The 19,144-nt window shown below is 74.5% G+C and carries 11 protein-coding genes; 8 read left to right on the forward strand and 3 right to left on the reverse strand.

Going from position 1 to position 19,144, the window contains the following annotated elements:
- Position 1 precedes the first annotated feature (1 nt).
- The 8 genes from WA640_RS09650 to WA640_RS09685 all read left to right on the forward strand — a co-directional run bounded on the left by WA640_RS09650 (position 2) and on the right by WA640_RS09685 (position 15,985).
- Positions 2-2,689, forward strand: a complete 2,688-nt coding sequence (locus WA640_RS09650; RefSeq protein ID WP_335987430.1) for a DUF4132 domain-containing protein — start codon at positions 2-4, stop codon at positions 2,687-2,689.
- Between the two features lie 73 nt (positions 2,690-2,762).
- Positions 2,763-6,026 carry a DUF4132 domain-containing protein gene (locus tag WA640_RS09655; RefSeq protein ID WP_335987431.1) on the forward strand — a complete coding sequence of 1,088 codons (3,264 nt, stop codon included), beginning with the start codon at positions 2,763-2,765 and terminating at the stop codon, positions 6,024-6,026.
- A gap of 10 nt (positions 6,027-6,036) precedes the next feature.
- Positions 6,037-7,122 carry an ATP-binding protein gene (locus tag WA640_RS09660; protein ID WP_106364582.1) on the forward strand — a complete coding sequence of 362 codons (1,086 nt, stop codon included), beginning with the start codon at positions 6,037-6,039 and terminating at the stop codon, positions 7,120-7,122.
- On the forward strand, positions 7,119-9,389 hold the full coding sequence (locus WA640_RS09665) for a DUF5682 family protein (RefSeq protein WP_335987432.1): 2,271 nt from the start codon (positions 7,119-7,121) through the stop codon (positions 9,387-9,389). The genes WA640_RS09660 and WA640_RS09665 overlap by 4 nt, the downstream gene beginning before the upstream one ends.
- The gene (locus tag WA640_RS09670; protein WP_106364584.1) at positions 9,386-10,522 is read left to right on the forward strand and encodes a VWA domain-containing protein; all 1,137 of its coding nucleotides are present in this window, start codon (positions 9,386-9,388) and stop codon (positions 10,520-10,522) included. Before WA640_RS09665 ends, WA640_RS09670 begins: the two co-directional genes overlap by 4 nt.
- Entirely contained in the window at positions 10,519-12,453 is a 1,935-nt protein-coding gene (locus WA640_RS09675) for a hypothetical protein (RefSeq protein WP_335987433.1), read from the forward strand. The genes WA640_RS09670 and WA640_RS09675 overlap by 4 nt, the downstream gene beginning before the upstream one ends.
- A gap of 134 nt (positions 12,454-12,587) precedes the next feature.
- On the forward strand, positions 12,588-13,721 hold the full coding sequence (locus WA640_RS09680; RefSeq protein ID WP_442904725.1) for an NAD(P)-dependent malic enzyme: 1,134 nt from the start codon (positions 12,588-12,590) through the stop codon (positions 13,719-13,721).
- A gap of 143 nt (positions 13,722-13,864) precedes the next feature.
- Complete coding sequence (locus WA640_RS09685; protein ID WP_335987435.1) at positions 13,865-15,985, forward strand: NACHT domain-containing protein; 2,121 nt, start codon at positions 13,865-13,867, stop codon at positions 15,983-15,985.
- Here the strand turns inward: WA640_RS09685 and WA640_RS09690 are convergent.
- Genes WA640_RS09690 through WA640_RS09700 form a run of 3 tightly spaced genes read right to left on the reverse strand, consistent with a single transcriptional unit; the run spans position 15,923 to position 19,143 of the window.
- Positions 15,923-17,551 carry a phospholipase D-like domain-containing protein gene (locus WA640_RS09690; protein ID WP_335987436.1) on the reverse strand — a complete coding sequence of 543 codons (1,629 nt, stop codon included), beginning with the start codon at positions 17,549-17,551 and terminating at the stop codon, positions 15,923-15,925. The genes WA640_RS09685 and WA640_RS09690 overlap by 63 nt on opposite strands.
- The gene (locus WA640_RS09695) at positions 17,506-18,138 is read right to left on the reverse strand and encodes a phosphatase PAP2 family protein (protein ID WP_335987437.1); all 633 of its coding nucleotides are present in this window, start codon (positions 18,136-18,138) and stop codon (positions 17,506-17,508) included. Before WA640_RS09695 ends, WA640_RS09690 begins: the two co-directional genes overlap by 46 nt.
- Before the next feature lie 51 nt (positions 18,139-18,189).
- Positions 18,190-19,143, reverse strand: coding sequence for an ADP-ribosylglycohydrolase family protein (locus WA640_RS09700; RefSeq protein WP_335987438.1), 954 nt, complete (start codon positions 19,141-19,143; stop codon positions 18,190-18,192).
- Position 19,144 lies beyond the last annotated feature (1 nt).

The raw sequence follows: 19,144 nt of genomic DNA on the forward strand, positions 1-19,144 counted from the left end.
CGTGGACCTCCCCGACGAGCGCGCCTTCGCGCTCACCCCCGAGCAGCTCGCCGCGGCCCTCCCGCGCCGCGGCGGGCGCGCGGCCCGCCCCTTCGCGATCCGCGAGGGCCAGACCGAGTGGTGGCGCCATATCGGCGTCGACGAGCGCCGCGACCCCCTCGACACCGCCGCCGACGAGCCGACCGGCGACCCCGAGGTCACCGCCGCCGACGAGCCGACCGGCGACCCCGAGGTCACCGCCGCGCTCCGCGCCTACCTCGACGGCGCCCCCGACCCGCTCGGCGCGGCCGCCGCGTTCCTCGTCGACGTCGCCGTCGGCACCCCGTTCTGGCGCGACCGCGAGTACAGCCAGTACGACGCCTGGCTCGGCGAGCACGGCGCCGTCTTCGCCGCCACGGCCCTCCTGGAGTACTACACGCTGCGGATCGAGACCCGCATCCACAGCGGCGCAGGCGACTGGCGCGCCCGCGCCGAAGGCCCCCTCGCCGTCACCCGCGCCCCCGACGACCCGCCGACCGCCCCGTACCGGAACCTCGTCACCGAGCTCCAGCGCCTCCGCGTCCACCTCGCGACCCTCCCCGAGGACGAGTACCGGGCCGTCGAAGCGGCCCTCGAAACCCAAGGGCGCGACCGCGTCCAGCGCCGCGCCCGCGCCTACGCGGTGCCCACGCGCACCGACTGGGTCGACCTGACCTGCGCCGAACAGCCCGGCTGGCGTTTTCGCGCCGGGTACAACCGGATGCTCCTCCAGAGCGTGTCCTCGATGGACCAGATCGCGGCCTCCGGCATCATCCGCCTCTCGGCCTATGAAGTGGACGCGGGCGTCGTCTTCACGCTCCTCGACGGCGTCGGCCCCGACTGCGCGCCGCTCCTCGCCGCCGCCGACGACCTCGCCGGGCTCGACACCGACCAGCGCGACCTCCTCTCCGGCGTCCTCGCCGCGATCCCCGACGACGCCACCGTCAGGTACTTCACCGGCGGCATCGCCGAGCGCCGCACCTGGGACGCCCTCCAGACCGTCGCCGACCGCTTCCCCGTGCGCACCCTCCGCGTCATCGCCGCCGACGCCCCCGGTCTCGACCGCGACGACCTGACCCGCCTCACGGGCCTCATCGAGTCCAAGCCGCTCCTGCACGGACCCGCCCGCGACGCCCTCGACGAAGCCGACCGCGACCGCATCGACGCCCTCCTGGAACGCCGCGGCCTCCCGCCCGAGACCGCCGATGTCCCTGCGGCCCTCGCCGAGACGCCGCGCAGCCGCAAGGCCGCCCCGGCCTGGACCGCGATGTGCGCCGCCGCGCCCGTGCTCCTCAAGGGCCGCAAGGCCCGCCTCCCGCAGGCCGCCGTCGCGAACCTCATCGCCGCGCTCGCCCTCGACACCCCGAAGTCCCCGCACCCCGCCGTCGACGCGGCGATCGCGCACTGCGACGCCGCGAGCCTCCGCGACCTCTCCTGGGCCGTGTTCACCGCCTGGGACCTCGCCGCCGACCGCGGCAACCCCTGGGCGTTCGCGCAGCTCGCGCGCTTCGCCGACGACGACGGCGTGCGGCGCCTCGAAGCGCTGATCCACGAGTGGCCGGGCCGGAGCCTCCACAAGCGCGCCGTGCGCGGCCTCGAACTGCTCGGCGCCGTCGGCACTGAAGAAGCCCTTGCCGCGGTCCACCGCATCTCCCGCACCTCCGGCTACAAGGGACTGAAGAAGGCCGCGCTCGCCGAAGTCGACCGGATCGCGGCCCGACTCGGGCTCGACGAGGAGCAGCTGCTCGACCGGCTCGTGCCGGACTTCGAGCTCGACGCCGACGGCCGCATGGCCCTCGACTTCGGGCCGCGCGCGTTCACCGTCGGCTTCGACGATCAGCTCAAGCCCTTCGTGATCGACCCGAAGGGCAAGGTGCGCAAGAGCCTCCCGAAGCCCGACGCGGACGACGACCCCGAGGCCGCGGCCGACGCCGCGGCCCGGTTCGACCGGCTCAAGCGCAGCCTGAAGTCCGTGGGCACCGAGCAGGTCAAGCGTCTGGAGCGGGCCATGACCGCGGGCCGGGTGTGGGCGCGCGCCGACTTCGAGCGGTACTTCGCGCGCCACGCCCTCATGCGCCACCTCGCCCGCCGCGTGGTGTGGCAGTACACCGAGGGCCGCGAGTGGACCTCGTTCCGGGTGGCCGAGGACGGCACGTTCGCCGACGTCCACGACAACGGCCGCCGCCTGCCCGAGCGGTCCGCGGTACGCCTGCCGCACCCGCTCCTCCTCGGCGCCGAGACCGCCGCGTGGGCCGAGGTCTTCGCCGACTACGAACTGGTGCAGCCGTTCGAGCAGCTCGCGCGCCCCGTCGTGGCCCTCACCCCCGAGGAGGCCGCGACCGGCCGCCTCGCCCGCTTCGAAGGGCGCAGCGTCCCCGTCGGGCCCCTCATCGGGCTGTGGCGCTCGCGCACCCTGTGGAGCTACAGCGACGCGTTCTCCGACCCCGGCGAGCCGCTCGGCCTCAAGCGCGAGCTGCCCGGCGACGGGTTCCTCCTGCTCGGCCTCGCGCCCGGCATCGACCCGGCCGCGCCCGGCGCCGAGCCGCATCAGACACTGAAGGCGGTGCGGCTCAGCACGGGCGAGTCCGCGGACGACCCCGCCCCGCGCGGCCTCGACCCCGTCGCCGCCTCCGAGCTGCTCGCCCTCCTCGAACGGCTCGCCGTTCGATGACCGGACGCCGGAGGGCATGTCGCACCCTGTCTCTATGATCTCAGGGAACCGACCGCCCCCGCGAAGGACCGACATGAGCGAAACCGTTGCAGCGCAAGAAGATCGACTGATCCTTCCTGCGGACTGGGCGGAGCGGCTCCTGCCGCGGCGAGGGGACGACCGGGGCAGAGCGGTCGAACCGGACCCCGAGGCGTCCCGCAAAGTGGCGGAACTGATCGCCTCCCGCCGCGACGACCTCGTGGCCGCGTTCGAACACCCCGACTGCGAACCGGCCGCGGGCCGCGCCGCCCTCGCCCACCTGAACGGGGCCCCGGACCCGCTCGGCGCGGCCGCCGTCCTCGCGGTGCTGCGGTTCGACGACCACTACCGCGGCGCGCTCTACGACTCCGGCGGCGAGCACGCGGCCAACAACCGGGAGCTGTTCGCGGCCCTGGTCGCCGACCACGGCCTCCCGTTCGCCGTGAGCGCCGCCATCGAGGACCTCGCCCTCGACACCAGCTGGACCACCCCGGGCACCTGGTCCCCGAACTCCCTCCCCACCGTCGCCCCCGGCGAGTTCGGGAGCCTCAAGTGGACCGTGGTCTGGTCCGATCCCGAAGGCGCGCTGCGGCTCCTGCGCGGCCTCATCGCAGCCGCGGACGACGACGAGTACCTCCGCGTCGTCGCGGCCGCGCGGGAGACCGCCGACACCGTCCTCAAGCTCGTCGCCGCCGCGGTCCTGCTCCCCGCCGAGACCGGCTGGGTCGACGCCGCCTGCCTCGCCCGCAACACCCACCCCGGGTACGCCGGGATCGCCGCCGTCGAGCAGGCCGTGCTGACCGCCGCGAGCAGCGCCGAGCACCTGAAGTCCTTCCGCTTCAACAGCCTGCTGTCGCACCAGGTCCGCCCGAACCTCCTCGCCGAGCTCGTGCGCAACCTCGGCCCGGCCGTCCTCCGCGCGCTCGTGCGGACCCTCGACCAGCGCAGCCTCGACCTCGCCCAGCGCGCCCTCGTCTTCGAGGCCATCGCGATGCTCCCCAGCGACGACGCCGCGCTCCTCGTGGTCGAGCGCGTCGACCGGCCCGGCGCGCTCGCCGCCGTCAAGCACGCCGCCGTCCGCTACCCGCGGCGCTTCGCGCGCGCCGTCGCCGCCCGCGCCGCGGCCACCGCGCCCGCCGACCGCTTCCGCCTCGCCGGGGCCCTCCGGCAGGAGGGCGTCCCCCTCGACGACGTCCTCAAGGACCTCGACGACGCCGACCGCGCCGCCGTCGAAGCGCTCCTCGGCGAAGCCGCGCCCCAGGTCGCCGACACGCTCCCCGCCGTCCTCGTCGCGCCCCCGTGGGCCGAGCGGAAGCGCCGCCGCGCCCCCGAGCCCGTCCCGGGCCTCGCCGCCCCCGCGGGCACCGAGATCCACTGGGCCCCCGGGCAACTCGAAGCGGCCCTGGCCCTCGATCCGGCCTTCGGCGAATGGGACGAGGACAAGTACTGGACCTCCGACACCGAGACGGGCCTCGGCCTCGCCGACCGCCTCCTGGGCCGCCTCGCCCGCGGCGGCGCCGCCGAAGCCCCCGCGATCCTCAAGAAGCTCAAGGACGCCCCCAAGTACGCGTACGCGCTCGTGCCCGTCCGCAGCGCCGAGGCCGCCGCCCTCGCCGCGGACTGGTTCGCGCGCCTCAAGTCCGCGCGCACCCACGCCGCCGACTGGCTCGACTTCCACGGCGAGCACGCCGTGCCCTACCTCGTCCCGTGCGCCCTCGGCGCCGACAAGCGCCTGCGCGACGGCGGCGAAGCGGCCCTGCGCCACCTCGCCCGCCGCCTCGGCGACCGGGCCGTCCTCGACCAGACTCCCGACGCGGCCCGGCCCCGCATCGAAGCGCTCCTGAACACCGACGGCCGCGTCCCCCTCGCGGGCACCGTCAAGCCCGGCGCCTGGGCCGACCCCGGCATGCTCCCCCCGGTCATGCTGCGCGGCAACGAGACCGCCCTCCCCGCCGAGGCCGTGCACCACCTCATCGCCGCGCTCGCCCTGTGGACCCCGCGCCTGCCGTTCCCCGGCGTCGACGACTACGCCGAGCACTGCGACCCCGCGTCCCTGCAACGCTTCTCGCTCTCCCTGTTCGACCTGTGGCTGCGCGCCGAAGCCCCCAGCAAGGACTCCTGGGCCGTCGACCAGCTCGGCGCGTTCGGCGACGACGCCACCGTCGCCGTCCTCGCCCCGCACGTCGCCGAGTGGCCCGGCCGCAGCCAGCACGACCGCGCCCTCACCGGACTCGACGTCCTGGCCCACATCGGCACCGACGCCGCGTTCACCGCCCTGCGCGACATCGAGCGGTCCTTCAAGTTCCCCAACACCGCTTCCGAACGCGCCCGCGAGCACGCGACCCGCATCGCCGAGGCCCGCGGCCTCACCTACGAAGGCCTCGCCGACCGGCTCCTCACCGACCACGGGCTGAGTGACCCCGACACCTTCGTCTTCGACTACGGCCCCAGGCGCTTCCACCTCGCCTTCGACCGGCTCCTCACCCCGCACCTCGCCGACGAGTCCGGCAAGCCCCGCAAGACCCTCCCCAAACCCGCCCAGCGCGACGACGCCGCCCTCGCCAAAGCCTCCCAAGCCCGCTACAAGGCCCTCGTCAAGAACGTCGAGCGCACCGCCGAAGAGCAGGCCGAACGGCTCCGCTCCGCGATGCTCACCGGCCGCGTCCTCACCCTCGACGACCTCCGCGTCCTCGACACCCACCCCATCGCCGGGGTCTTCCCGCGCCGCCTCGTCTGGCACTCGCACGGCACCGGCTTCCGCATCGCCGAGGACGGCGGCTTCGCCGACGTCCACGACCGCGAGTTCCACCCCGACCCCGCCGCGATCCGCCTCGCCCACCCCGCGCTCCTCGGCGACGACACCCCCGCCTGGATCGCCCTCTTCGCCGACTACGAACTCCTGCAGCCGTTCGACCAGCTCTCCCTCCCCGGCGACCGCTTCACCGACGAGGAACTCGCCACCGGCCGCCTCGCCCGCTACGACGGCTTCCAGGGCACCTTCGCCGAACTCGGCCGCCGCGTCGGCTGGACCCAGATGCACCGCTCCGGCGACGAGCCCGCCGAATGGGTCTGGCGCCTCCAGCAGCCCGTCCCCGGCGGCTGGATCCTCGGCGACGTCGACCCCGAACCCGCCAGGCACGACCCCGACCCCGCGACCGTCCACACCCTCACGAACCTGTGGCTCCAGGCGAACCGCAACCGCCGGCCCGCCCACGCCCGCCCGCTCCCCGGCAGCGCGCTCGACCCCGTCGCCGCCGCGACGCTCCTCACCCGACTCTCCGGCCACGCCGCCGACCCGACCGACCCGTCCTACGAGTAGAAGGCCGCACATGACCGCCAAGACCGCCGAACCGCGCCTCCAGAGGCCCCCCGCCGAGCAGCGCTACGCCGAAGAGCTCGCCAAGCTCGCCGCCGAGGACGACGCCCCCCGCCCGCCCGGCTGGGCCCTCAGCCTCCAGGCCGCCCGCACCTTCATCGTCGGCGACGAGTCCCGCGGCATCGCCAAGAAGTTCGTCGGCGACCCCTCCCTCATCGACCGGGGCCTCGTCACCCTCGCCACCAGCCGCGGCCTCATGCTCGTCGGCGAGCCCGGCACCGCGAAGTCGCTCCTGTCCGAGCTCATCGCCGCCGCCGTCTCCGGCGACTCCACCCTCACCATCCAGGGCGGCGCCTCCACCACCGAGGACCAGATCGCCTACTCCTGGAACTACTCCCTCCTCGTCTCCGAAGGCCCCACGCAGCGCGCCCTCGTCCCCGCGCCCCTCCTGCGCGGCATGTCCGAAGGCCGCGTCGTCCGCTTCGAGGAGATCACCCGCTGCCCCCTCGAAGTCCAGGACTCGCTCCTGTCGCCCCTCTCGGACCGCGTGCTCGCCATCCCCGAGCTCGACGGCGACTCCATGGTCTTCGCCCGCGAAGGCTTCAACATCATCGCCACCGCCAACACCCGCGACCGCGGCGTCAACGAGATGAGCGCGGCCCTCAAGCGCCGCTTCAACTTCGAGACCGTCTTCCCCATCGCCGACTTCAAGACCGAGCTCGACCTCGTCGAGCACGAGGCCGCCACCGCGCTCGCCCGCTCCGGCGTCCCGCAGGCCCCCTCCCGCGACGTCCTCGAAGTGCTCGTCCGCGTCTTCCGCGACCTGCGCGTCGGCGACGCCAACGGCGGCCGCCCCCAGGCCGTCATGTCCACCGCCGAAGCCGTGTCCGTCGCCCACGCCGTGGGCATCAAGGCCTGGTACCTGCGCGGCGGCAACGCCGAAGCGGGCGACATCGTCGACTGCATGGCCGGCGCCGCCGCCAAGGACTCCACCGAGGACCTCGCGCGCCTGCGCCGCTACCTGGAGCAGAAGGCGCCCAAGCGCAAAGGCCCGCACTGGCAGTCGCTGTACCAGGCCCGGAACCTGCTGCCCGGATGACGACACGCCTCCACGTGCAGGGGGTGCGGCACCACTCGCCCGCCTGCGCCCGCCTCGTCGCCGAGCGGATCGAGGAGCTGCGGCCCGCGGCCGTGCTCATCGAGGGCCCGGCCGACTTCAACGACCGGCTCGGCGAACTCGCGCTCGAACACGAACTGCCCGTGGCGATCTACTCGTACGCGAGCACCGGCACCTCCGTGCGCCGCTCGTGGACCCCGCTGTGCGACTACTCGCCCGAGTGGACCGCGCTCACCGAGGGCCGCCGCATCGGCGCCGACGTCAAGTTCATCGACCTCCCCGCCTGGCACGACGCGTTCGACGGCGTCGAGAACCGCTACTCCGACGCCGAGCGCCGCTACACCGAGGCCACCGACCGGCTCTGCGCCGCGTTCAGCGCCGACAACCAGGACGCCCTGTGGGACCACCTGGTCGAGAACGCCGACCCCGAGGGCCTCGCCGAGCGCCTCGACCGCTACTTCGACCTGGTGCGCGGCGAAGCCGACGCCAACGCCACCGACACGGTCCGCGAAGCCCATATGGCCCAGTGGATCCGGTCCGCGCTCGCCGAGACCGACGGCCCGGTCCTGGTGGTCTGCGGCGGCTTCCACGCCCCCGCGCTGCGCCGCCTCGCCGCCGAAGGCGACGCCGCGGCCCCCGAGGTGCCGCGCCCGCCCGAGGGCACCGAGGTCGGCGGGTTCCTCGTCCCGTACTCGTTCCGGCGCCTCGACGCGTTCGCGGGCTACCAGTCCGGGATGCCCTCGCCGGAGTTCTATCAGCGCCTGTGGGAGGACGGCCCCGCCGTCGCCGCCGGGGCCCTCATGGAGCGCATCACGACCCGCCTGCGCGGCAAGGGACTCCACGTCTCCACATCGGACCTCATCGGCGCGCGGGCGCTCACCGACGGGCTCGCGCGGCTGCGCGGGCACCGCGTGCCCGGCCGCACCGACCTCCTCGACGGCCTCGCGAGCGCGCTCATCAGCGACGACCTCGAAGCCCCGCTGCCGTGGACGCGGCGCGGGACCCTCACGGCCGGAACGCATCCGGTGGTCGTCGAGATGACCGCGGCCCTCACGGGCGAGCGTGTCGGCCGCCTCCACCCCGACACGCCCGCGCCGCCGCTCGTCGCCGACGCGCAGGCCGAGATGGAGCGCCTCGGGCTCGACAAGGACGGGTCCCTGCGCCTCGACCTCGCCCGCCCCGGCGACCTCGAACGCAGCCGTGTCCTGCACTGCCTGCGGCTGCTCGGCGTGCCCGGGGTGCGCCGCGACGACGGCCCCTCCGCGGGCGCCGACGTCACCGCCGAGGAGCACTGGACGCTCCGCCCCGGCGAGGAGCGGCTTCCCGCGCTCATCGAGGCGGGCGCGCTCGGCGCGACCCTCGGCGACGCGGCCCAGACGATCCTGGAGCAGCGCCTCGACCGCGACGGCGCGCTGGACGCCTTGGCGTCCATCCTGTTCGATGCCGCGCTGTGCGGCCGCGCGCACCTGACCGACCGGCTCGGCGCCGCCGTCGAGGCGGCCGTGGCCGACTCCAGCGACGTGGCCGCCGTGGGCCAGGCGCTGGCGGTCGCGCTCGCGCTGTGGCGCCACGACCACCTGTTCGGCACCGCCGGGAGCGACCTGTACGGCTCGGTCGTCGCCTCCTGCTGCGACCGGATCCTGTGGCTCGTCGAGGGGCTCCACGCCCCGCCCGGTCCCGCCGAGCCGGGGCGCCTCCATGCCCTTGTGGCCCTGCGGGACGCGGTGCGCCACGCGCCGGGCCTGGCCCCGGCGGCGGGCACGGTCACCGGTGCGGCCGACCGGATCGCGCTCGACCCGCAGGCCCCACCGGACCTGCGCGGCGCGGCCCTCGGCCTCGCCTGGGCCTTGGGCGCGCCCGCCGACGCCGCCGCGGCGGCCGAAGGCGCCGCGGCACCGGACCGCTTGGGCGACTGGCTCGCTGGGCTGTTCTCGCTCGCCCGTGAAGAAGTGGTGGCCGAGGACGAGGGCGTCATCGCCGCCGTGGACGAGCTCGTCGGGGACCTGAACGAGAGCGAGTTCCTCGAAGCGCTTCCGGCGCTGCGCCACGCGTTCGCGATGTTCCCGCCGCGCGAGCGCGGCCTCATCGCCGAGCGAGTCGTGGCCCTCCAGGGCGGCGGCGACGCCGCGTCGCTGACCGCGCGCCTGGAGGTCGACCCGATGACCGTCGCGGGCTCGCTCGCGCTCGAAGCGCGGGTGGAAGCCGTGCTCGAACGCGAGAACCTTCTGTTCGGAACGGAGACTTCATGAGCGCGGACCTCGAACGCTGGCGGCTCATCCTCGGCCCGGCCGCAGAGCGCAGCACCGGCGGCCTGAGCCAGGAGAACGCGGCCCGCGACGCCGCCCTCGACTGGCTGTACGGCCGCGACGAGGACCTCGGCAAGCGCGGCGTGCGCCGCGGCGGCGCCCGCGGCGCCGACCGGCAGGGCGGCGACGAGCCCTCCATCGTGACCACCGTGGACTGGCTCGACGGCATCCACCGGCTGTTCCCCAAGGAGACGATCGAGCGGCTCGAACGCGACGCGATCGAGCGGTACCAGATCAACGACGTGCTCACCGACCCCGACGTGCTCGACCGGATCGAGCCGAACCCGGCGCTGCTCAAGGCCGTCCTCCAGACCAAGCACCTGATGAACCCCGCGGTGCTCCAGGCCGCCCGCCGCATCGTCGAGGAGGTCGTGCGCCAGCTCGTGGAGAAGCTCTCGGTGCAGGTGCGCACGGTCTTCACCGGCAGCCGCAGCCGCAAGCCCAGCTTCCACCGCCGCGCCCGCGACTTCGACCTCAAGCGCACCCTCAAGGCCAACCTGAAGCACTACAGCCCCGAGGACCGCCAGGTCGCGATCGAGCGGCCCCACTTCCACTCGCGCACCTCCAAGCGCCTGGAGCAGTGGCAGCTGGTGCTCCTGGTCGACCAGTCCGGGTCGATGACCAGCTCGGTCATCCACTCGGCGGTGACGGCCGCGTGCCTCTACGCCCTGCCGGGCCTGAAGACCCACCTGGTCGCGTTCGACACCAGCGTCGTCGACATGACCTCCGAAGTGGACGATCCCGTCGAGCTGCTCATGAAGGTCCAGCTCGGCGGCGGCACCGACATCGCGAAGGCCGTGGACTACGCGGCCGGGCTCATCGAGAACCCGCGCCGCTCGATCGTCGCGCTCATCACCGACTTCTACGAGGGCGGCAGCGAAGCGCGCCTGGTCCACACCACGAAGCAGCTGTGCGAGCAGGGCACCCAGTTCCTCGGCCTCGCCGCGCTCGACGAGGAGGCGAACCCCTCGTACGACCGCAACCTCGCCGGGCGCATGTCGGACGTCGGCGCCCACATCGGCGCGATGACCCCCTCCCACCTCGTCGAATTCGTAGCGGAAAGGCTCGGCACGTGAGAGACGACCTCCTTGCCCTCACCCCCGACGCGCTTGCGGCCCTTGCCAACCGCGGCCTCGTCAAGCGCGCCGCGAAGGACCTCGACGCCGGGACCGTCCCCGAGCTCAGCCTCGCGGACGGCGCGCTCACCGCCGTCTTCCCCGACGGCGCCACCGCCGTGCTCCCCGCCGAAGGCGGCCTCGAAGCGGCCACCTGCTCCTGCGGCGCCCCCGGCAAGTGCCGCCACCGCGTCGGCGCGGTCCTCGCCTACCAGCGCGAGCAGGAGGCCGCGCCCGCGGCGGCCGAGGCCCCCGCCGACACCGGTCCGGTCAAGACCCCCGCGGTCATCACCGACGACCAGCTGCGCGCCGCGTTCGGCCCGCATGCGTTCAAGGCCGCCGAGGCCACCCGCAAGGCCGGGTACACCGCCCGCCTCACCTGGCCCGGCCCCGACCAGCACGCGACCGCCGAGCTCCCGGCCGCCACCGTCAAGTTCCTCGTCCCCGGCGACGTCGGCTACGCCCACTCCGACGCCACGGGCCCCGCCCGCGACGCCGCGATCGTCCTCGCCGTTTGGGCTTTCCGCGAGGCCGGCGAAGGCGCGGCCACCGTCAGCGTCGGCGGCGCGGACCCCTCGGAGACCCTCGCCGAATCCGTGCACCTGGTCCACCAGGTGCTCCTGGACGGCGCTGCCGGGGCCGACGCGGTCCTGCGCGCGGCCCTCCAGCGCGAGTCGAAGGCCCTGACCCGCCGCCGCGCCCACTGGCCCGCGGGCGCGGTCAACGACCTCATCGACCAGCTGCAGCGCTACGAGGACCGTTCCGCCGCCTACGATCCGCACCGCCTCGCCGTGCTCCTCGCCGAGATCCCCGCCCGCGCGAAGGCGGCCGCCCACCCGACCGGCACCCCCGCCGCGCACGTCCTCGGCTCCGAGGAAGCGGACGCCACCCCGCTGACCCTGGTGCGGCTCACCGGACTCGGCGCGCGCGTCGGCACCGAAGGGGACCGGCGCACCCTGGAGCTGTACCTCGCCCAGCCCGAGACCGGCATGGTCCTGTCGATCCGCCGCGACTGGCCCGTTCCCGAGAACGAGCAGGTCACCGGCGCCGACATCGCGGCCCGCCGCCTCGCCGGGTGCCGCATCGGCTCCCTCGCGGCCGGGAACACCGTCACCGAGGCCGCCACCCGCACCGCCGCCCGCGCGCTCAAGCTCGGCACCGGCCGCCTCGCCAAGACCCAGGTCCTGCCGCTCGGCCTCGCCTGGAACGACCTCCCGGCCTCGCTGCGCGCCACCGACTTCGACGCGCTCGCCGCCGAGCTCGGGGAGCGCCCGCCCGCGCTGGTGCGCCCGCGCGTGGCCGCCGAGTCCCTGCGGGTCCTCGCCGTCGCCGAGACCGAGCTGCTCGGCTACGACCCGGCCTCGCAGCGCCTGCACGCGTTCGTCACCGGCCCCGACGGCGGCACCGCGCGCGTCGTCGTCGCGCACACCCCGGCCGCCCCGGGCGCCCTCGAAGCCGCCGAGCAGGCCCTGAACGCAGGTCCCCTCGCCGTCGCCGGGCACCTCCACCGCCACCGCGGGGAGCTCATCGTCGAGCCCACCGCGATCCTCACCCCCGACGGCCCGGTCGTCCCCGACCTCGCCCCCGGCGACGACTCCGCGGAGCTCGAAGCCGCGGGAGAGTCCGCCGTCTCCGAGCCCGTCTCGGCCGCGATCGAGGACGCGATCTCCGTGTGCGCGGACCTCGCGCACCAGGGCCTGCGCCGCTCCCGCGAGCCCTCCCGGGTCCGCGTCGAGGCCGCCGCCGCGGCCCTGAACCGGGTCGGCCTCCAAAGGGCCGCAACGGATTTCGTGCACCTGTCCAAAGCGTTGGGGAACGAGGACGAGGCCGCGAAGAGCGCCGCGTGGACCGCCGCCGCCGTCCGCATGCTGGTCACCGCTGAGCTACACTAACCGTCTCTTGGGAAGATCCCCAGCCACAACACCAGCCACTCGGACACCACCGGGACCATCCGTCCCCTCCGCAGAGTCGGCGATCCACCGCGAAGCAAAGCAATGAGGCTTTTCCCGTGCCATCACACACCGTGATCGACCTGCAAGACCCGATCTTCCTCGCCCACCGCGGCGGCAAGCTCCGCACTTCGACCACCGTCCCTCTCGACAGCCGCGAGGACCTCTCCGTGGCCTACACGCCCGGCGTGGCCCGCGTGTGCGAGGCCATCGCCGCCGACGAGTCCCTGGCGCGCACGCACACCTGGCGCTCCAACGTGGTCGCCGTCGTCACCGACGGCACCGCCGTCCTCGGCCTCGGCGACATCGGCCCCGCCGCGTCCCTCCCGGTCATGGAGGGCAAGGCCGCGCTGTTCCGCCAGTTCGCCGACGTCGACGCCGTCCCGATCTGCCTGGACACCAAGGACCCCGACGAGATCGTCGCCGCGGTCGCCGCCATCGCGCCGTCCTTCGGCGGCATCAACCTGGAGGACATCGCCGCGCCGCGCTGCTTCGACATCGAGGACCGCCTCAAGGCGCTGCTCGACATCCCGGTGTTCCACGACGACCAGCACGGCACCGCGGTCGTCGTCCTCGCCGCGCTCACCAACGCCCTGCGCCTCCAGGAGCGCCGCGCCGAAGACCTCACGGTCGCCGTCGTCGGCGCCGGGGCCGCTGGCGTCGCGATCACCAAGATCCTCACCGAGGCCGGCGTCGGCGACGTCATCGTGTGCGACTCCACCGGCATCATCCACGAAGGACGCGGCCGCCTCAACTCCGTGAAAGCCCGCCTCGCCGCGGTCACCAACCGCGGCGGCCGCCGCGGCGACGTCACCGAGGCCCTCCGCGGTGCCGACGTCCTCGTCGGCGTCTCCGGCGGCTCGATCCCCGAATCCGCGCTCGAAGGCATGGCGCCCAATGCGATCGTGTTCGCGCTCGCGAACCCGACGCCGGAGATCGACCCCGAGACCGCGCTCAAGCACGCCGCGATCGTCGCCACCGGCCGCAGCGACTACCCGAACCAGATCAACAACGTCCTCGCGTTCCCGGGGATCTTCCGCGGCGCCCTCGACGCCGGGGCCTCCGAGATCACCGAGGCGATGAAGCTCGCGGCGGCCCAGGCCATCGCCGACATCGCCGCCGAGGACCTCGCCGCCGACCGCATCGTCCCCTCGCCGCTCGACCCGCGGGTGGCCCCCGCGGTCGCCGCCGCCGTCAAGGCCGCGGCCTGAACCACCGAGAGAAACGGCCCGGCGGCCTCCGCCGGGCCGTTCTCGCGCTCGGGCGCAAGGGAACACGGAGTGGCCGCCAGCTGTCATACTGCGAAGACGTGCCCCAGACGCCGCACTGAACCCTCCCCGGAAGGAGACGAGCAGTGGCGGAGCCCAAACCCCCGAACCTGCGCACCCGCGTCTCCACCGGCCTCCTCGCCGTCGTCGCGATCCCCCTGGTGCTGCCCGCCGCCGAACCCCTCTTCCAGGGCAACCTCACCCTGCGCCTCCTCATCGCCGTCGCCCTCGTCGTCCCCGGCGCGTTCATCGGCCTCCGCAGCCTCCGCCTCCGGCGCAACGCACCCCGCGCCGCCGAGGACCGCGCCGACCTCCACGACGCGCTCGTGCTCCTCGCCGCCGCGGTCGAGGAGGAATGGTCCCCCGAAGCGGTCCGCCTCGACCTCGCCCCCGGCGCCGACGCCCTCATCGACGTCTGCTGGCGCACCGCCCCAGGCCGCGGCGGCGCCTGGGGCGACCAGACCGGCGCCCTCTCCGAACTGCAGGAGCTGTACGACCAGACCGACCACCACACCCTCGTCGTCCTCGGCGACCCCGAGTCCGGCAAGACCGCGTCCATGGTCAACCTGACCCTCGCCCTCCTCGACGCCCGCCCCGCAGACTCCGACGCGCCCGTCCCCGTCCTCTTCCCCCTCGCCGACTGGGACCCGGACATGAGCCTCGAAGACTGGGTCGTGCGCCGCCTCGCCGACCAGCACGCCTGGCTCGGCGCCGACGAGCACGGCCGCGACCTGCCCCGGCGCCTCGTCCGCGGCGGCCTCATCCTGCCCGTCCTCGACGCCCTCGACGAGGCCCCCGCCAAGGCCCCGCGCACCGCCGTGCACAGCCGCGCCGCGCTCATCGAAGCGGTCAAGGACTCCCGGCACCTCCCCGGCGTCGTCGTCTCCTCCCGCCGCGCCGAATACTGGGAGGCCGAACGGCACGCCCGCCGCCCGGGCGCCGTCGTCATCGAACTCCAGCGGCTCGACACCGAGCAGATCCGCGCCTACCTCGACGCCGCGCTCCTCGACGGCGAACGCCCCCGCTGGGAAGGCGTCTTCGCCGCCCTCGACGGCGGCGGGCCCCTCGCCGACGCCCTCGCCACGCCCCTCGTCCTCGCCCTGACGCCCAAGGTCTTCGACGGTGCGAGCCCGGACGCCGACCCCGCCCGCCTCACCGGCTTCACCGACCCCGAGACCCTCAAGGCCCACGTCCTGCGCGAGTTCGCCCCCACCCGCTTCGCGCTGGCCCCCAGCGAGGACGACCGCCGCCACGGCCGCGTCGCCCGCGAGGACGCCATGCGCTGGCTCGCGTTCATCGCCGGCGGGACCGCCCGCGGCGACGACCGCGAGCCGATCCGCTGGTGGCGCCTGTCGCTCCTCGCGCGCCGCCCCACCCGCATCGCCGCATGCGCCGTCGGCGCGGCCCTCAGCTTCGCCTCGGTCTTCATGGGCGGCGCGATCGGCTTCCCCCGCACCGGCCTCGGCACGCCCGCGGCCATGGCGGTCGCCGCGCTCCTCGCCGTCGTCGCCGCCGTCGCCCTCGGCACCGCCTGCTACCGCAACCAGCCGCCCGCCCCTGCCGAAACCCAGGTGCAAGTGGACGGGCAGCACCTCATGGCCGCGTTGAAGAGCGGCGTCCCCATCTTCATCTTCGCCACCGCCGCCGGGATCGCCATGGTCGGCGTGACCCGCGGCCCCATCGTCGGCTTCGCGTTCGCCGTCCCCATCGCCGCCATGTACGCGATGGTCGCCCCCGACGCCGAGCCGACCGCCACCAACCCCCGGCTGCTCCTGCGCCGCGACCTGCGCGTCGGCTACGTCTTCGGCGCCGCCTACGGCCTCCCCGCGTTCCTCGTCGGCCTCCTCATGTCCGGCGACTGGCTGCTCGGCGCGGTCTTCGGGCTCACCGCCGCCCTCGCGGGCGCGATGCTCTACGGCCTCCAGTGGTTCTTCGCCCTCCAGGGCGGCAAGGCGGGCGCCGCGGCGTTCGTCCACCTCGGACTCGCGGTGCTCGCGCTGGCGCCCCGGGGCCACCTGCCGTGGCACGTGATGCGGTTCCTCGAAGAGGCCCACCACCGCGGCGTGCTGCGCCGTCAGGCCGGGGGCGCGTACGTGTTCCGCCACGAGAGCGTCGCCGCGGCGATCGAGGCGTGGGCGCCGCCCTCAGTTCTGCCAGGCCCCCGTGGCGAACGAGAAGGAGCGCAGCCGCTTCCGCACGTCGAGTGATCCGGGGTCGACCCCGAGCGCCCGCAGGTACGCCGCCGAGTCCTGGGTCCCGCCGGGGAACCCGCCCGCGTCCCCGGGGAACGGCAGCACCCGGCAGGGCACGGGACGGTCCGGCGCCTCGACGAGCATGCGCCGCTTCGCCTCCGCGCGTTCGCGCCACAGGGCGAGCCACCCGCCCGCGGGGCGCTCGCGCAGCTCCTCCGCGCCGACCCCGAGGTGCTCGGCCCACAGCCGCCGCCGCAGCGCCCCGATCTGCGCGTTCGTCGTCTTCGCTCCGGTGCCGTCGAAGTCGGCGATCGACAGGTTCACCTCCGTGGCCCGCGCGTGGCGGGCCTCGCCGGGCCCGAACGCCCCGATGAGCCTGCCGCCCAGGCGCACCGGCCACGGGGCCCGCGCCAGGTGCTCGGACGCGAGCTGCGAGAGCCCGTCGAGGTTCGCCGAGCCGACCGTGGCCCACGCGTCGTCGGCGACGGCCACTTTGGAGTGGATGTGGGTGCGGATCACCGAGCGGCCCTGGTGGCTCCACGCGGTGAACACCCCGAGCCGCTCCGCGGCGTCCCCGGCCCTGCGGAACAGCCGCTCCAGCGCGTCGCGCTGCCACTGCGGGTACCCGGGGATGTCGGGCCTGGCGTTGAGCAGCGCGATCACCTGCAGCCGTTCGCTGCCGCGCAGCGCCGCGGCGACGGCGTCGGCGACCTCCACCGACGTCAGGTACTGGTTCTCCAGGTACACGAAGTCCTCGGCCTGCTCCAGGGCCCGCCGGTACGACTCGAAGATCCCCGTCTCGCCTTCCGGCAGGCCGCGGTACCGGGCGCCGTGGAGCGTGCGGGTCACCTGCACCTGAAGGGTCCCCGCAGGTCCGGGCGGCTCGGCCGGAGGCAGGTCCGCGGGCCCTGCGTGTCCCCAGTGGAGCAGGAACGCGGCGTCGAGGTCGGCGACGGCGGGGCCGCGCACGACCGCGCTCACGTCGTGCGTCGGCGCCAGGACCGAACTGCGCCACCGCAGGTGCCCGCGCCGGGGATCGTCCACGAGGTGCCCGGTCCCGTCGAAGTACTCCTGCGCGAAGATCGACCCGATCGAGAACGCGACGGCCCCGTCGATGACGAACAGCTTCGCGTGCACCGGCACGGCCTGCGGCGTGCGCAGCCGCCTGATCCGCACGTCCGCCTTGCAGCGCTTGCCGTACCGCTGGAAGAACCGCTCCACCTGCCGCGAAGTGTTCGCGGGGGACCAGACCGGGAGCACGTGGTTGAGCAGGACGCTCACCTCGGCGCCGTTCGCGGCGGCCTGCGCGAGCCGCTCCTCCAGCCTGACGCTCCAGGGCGCGCCGGGCCGGCCCTCGACCGGCTCCCCGATGCCCATGCGCACGTGCGGCACGTCGAGCATGAACAGCATGCAGCGCACCGACTCCCGCGCCGACCCGACGGCGTCGGCCAGGCGTCCCCACGCGTCCTCGTTGTCCACCAGGAACTCCACGGCGTTCCCGCTGGTCGGGCGCGGTCCCTGGGCGGCGGCCGGGTTCACTCGGCGGGCGCCTTCGGGGCCCACAGTCCCCTTGCGCGCCATGAGATGAGCGAGGCGATCGTCCCGGCCGCGATCCCGGAGGCGAGGTCGGCGAGGTAGTGCTGGTGCATGAACAGCGTCGAGAGCACGATGAGCGCGCACCAGGCTGTGCAGAGGACGCCCGCCTTGCCGCCGTAGCGCAGCCAGTGGATCGCGAACACCGTGGAGAACCCGGTGTGGAGGCTCGGGAACGCGTTGTACGGCTCGTCGTTGCCGTACACGAACCGGACCAGGTCCGGCAGGAACCCCTCCCCGATCTCGACCGGACGCTCCACATAGGTCTGCACTGTGAGGTAGCACGTGTACGCGATGAGCAGCAGGATGATCCCCGCCAGCAGCGTGCTCAGCGCCAGATCCGCGGACTTGACGGCGAACACGACGGCGGTGAGGACCGCGAGGAGGAACGCCGAGAGGTACGGGATCGCGAACGCGGGCACGAACGGGATGTGCTCGTCGAGCGGCGTGCGCGGGATCCAGTCGGCGGGGCCGTGGTTCAGGGCCCCGTACAACGAGTAGAGCCCGCCGAGGACGAGGGCGAACCCGAGCGCGAACAGCACCTCGCGCCGGGCCCGGAGGGGATGTGCGGTCATCGTGTCAGCTTGGCACATCGGCGCTTCGGATGCGGCGCAGCCGTTTCCGCTTCACGCCTCGGCGAGCAGCCCCGCGAGCGCCGTGATGACCTCGCGGCCCTCCACCTGCGAGGCCCATTCCCGCGGCAGGGCAGCATGGCCGTACGCGGCGCCGTACAGGTTCCCGAGGATCGCGCCGGTCGAGTCGGAGTCGCCGCCGTGGCTCACCGACGCGACGAGCCCGTCCCGCACCTCGTCGGTCCCGAGCAGGCAGTACACGGCGATGGCGAGCGCCTCCTCCGCCACCCAGCCCTCCCCGAGCGGCGCGCACGTGTTCGGCCCGGGCGGCACGGTCCCGGCGAGCGCGTACGCCTGCTGGAGCGCGTCGGCGGTCTCGGACCGGTCGAGGGTGCGGCGCAGGTGCAGCATCGTCTCGGAGACGGCCTTCTGCGGCGCCTCGCCGTTCATCAGATACGCCGTGATCATCGCGAACGCGCCCGCGGAGGACCCGGCCGTCGGGTGCCCGTGCGTGAGCATCGAGCACTCCTCGGCGAGCCGGTACGCCTCGGCCGGGGAGAAGCGCAGCCCGAACGGCGCCGACCGCATGACCGTGCCGCAGCCCTTCGAGTTCGGGTTCACCCCCGGCCTCGCGCCGTGGGCGAGCCCGGAGATGCACGCGTTCCCCGGCGCGCGCCGCGCGTACAGCCACGGCTGCGCCGCGAGGCCCTCGGACGCCAAGGGCGGCATGGGCTCCCGCTGCGTCTCCAGCCACCGCAGGTACGCCTCCCGCACCGACTCGACCTCACCGCCCGGCCGCGCCAGCAGCAGCCCCTCGACGGTGAACAGCGTCATCTGCGTGTCGTCCGAGACCCGGTTGTACCGCATCTCGGTGACCCCGCCGGGCCCGAACTCCTCCTCGATGAACCGCCAGGCGTCGAACTCCACCTGATACCCCAGGGCATCCCCGACCGCCCCGCCGACCAGACACCCGAGAACGCGGTCGTACCGCGAAAGCGCTTCTGTCACG

This window comes from Glycomyces sp. MUSA5-2 (genome assembly GCF_037034145.1).
In the GTDB taxonomy this organism is placed as follows: domain Bacteria; phylum Actinomycetota; class Actinomycetes; order Mycobacteriales; family Micromonosporaceae; genus Glycomyces; species Glycomyces artemisiae.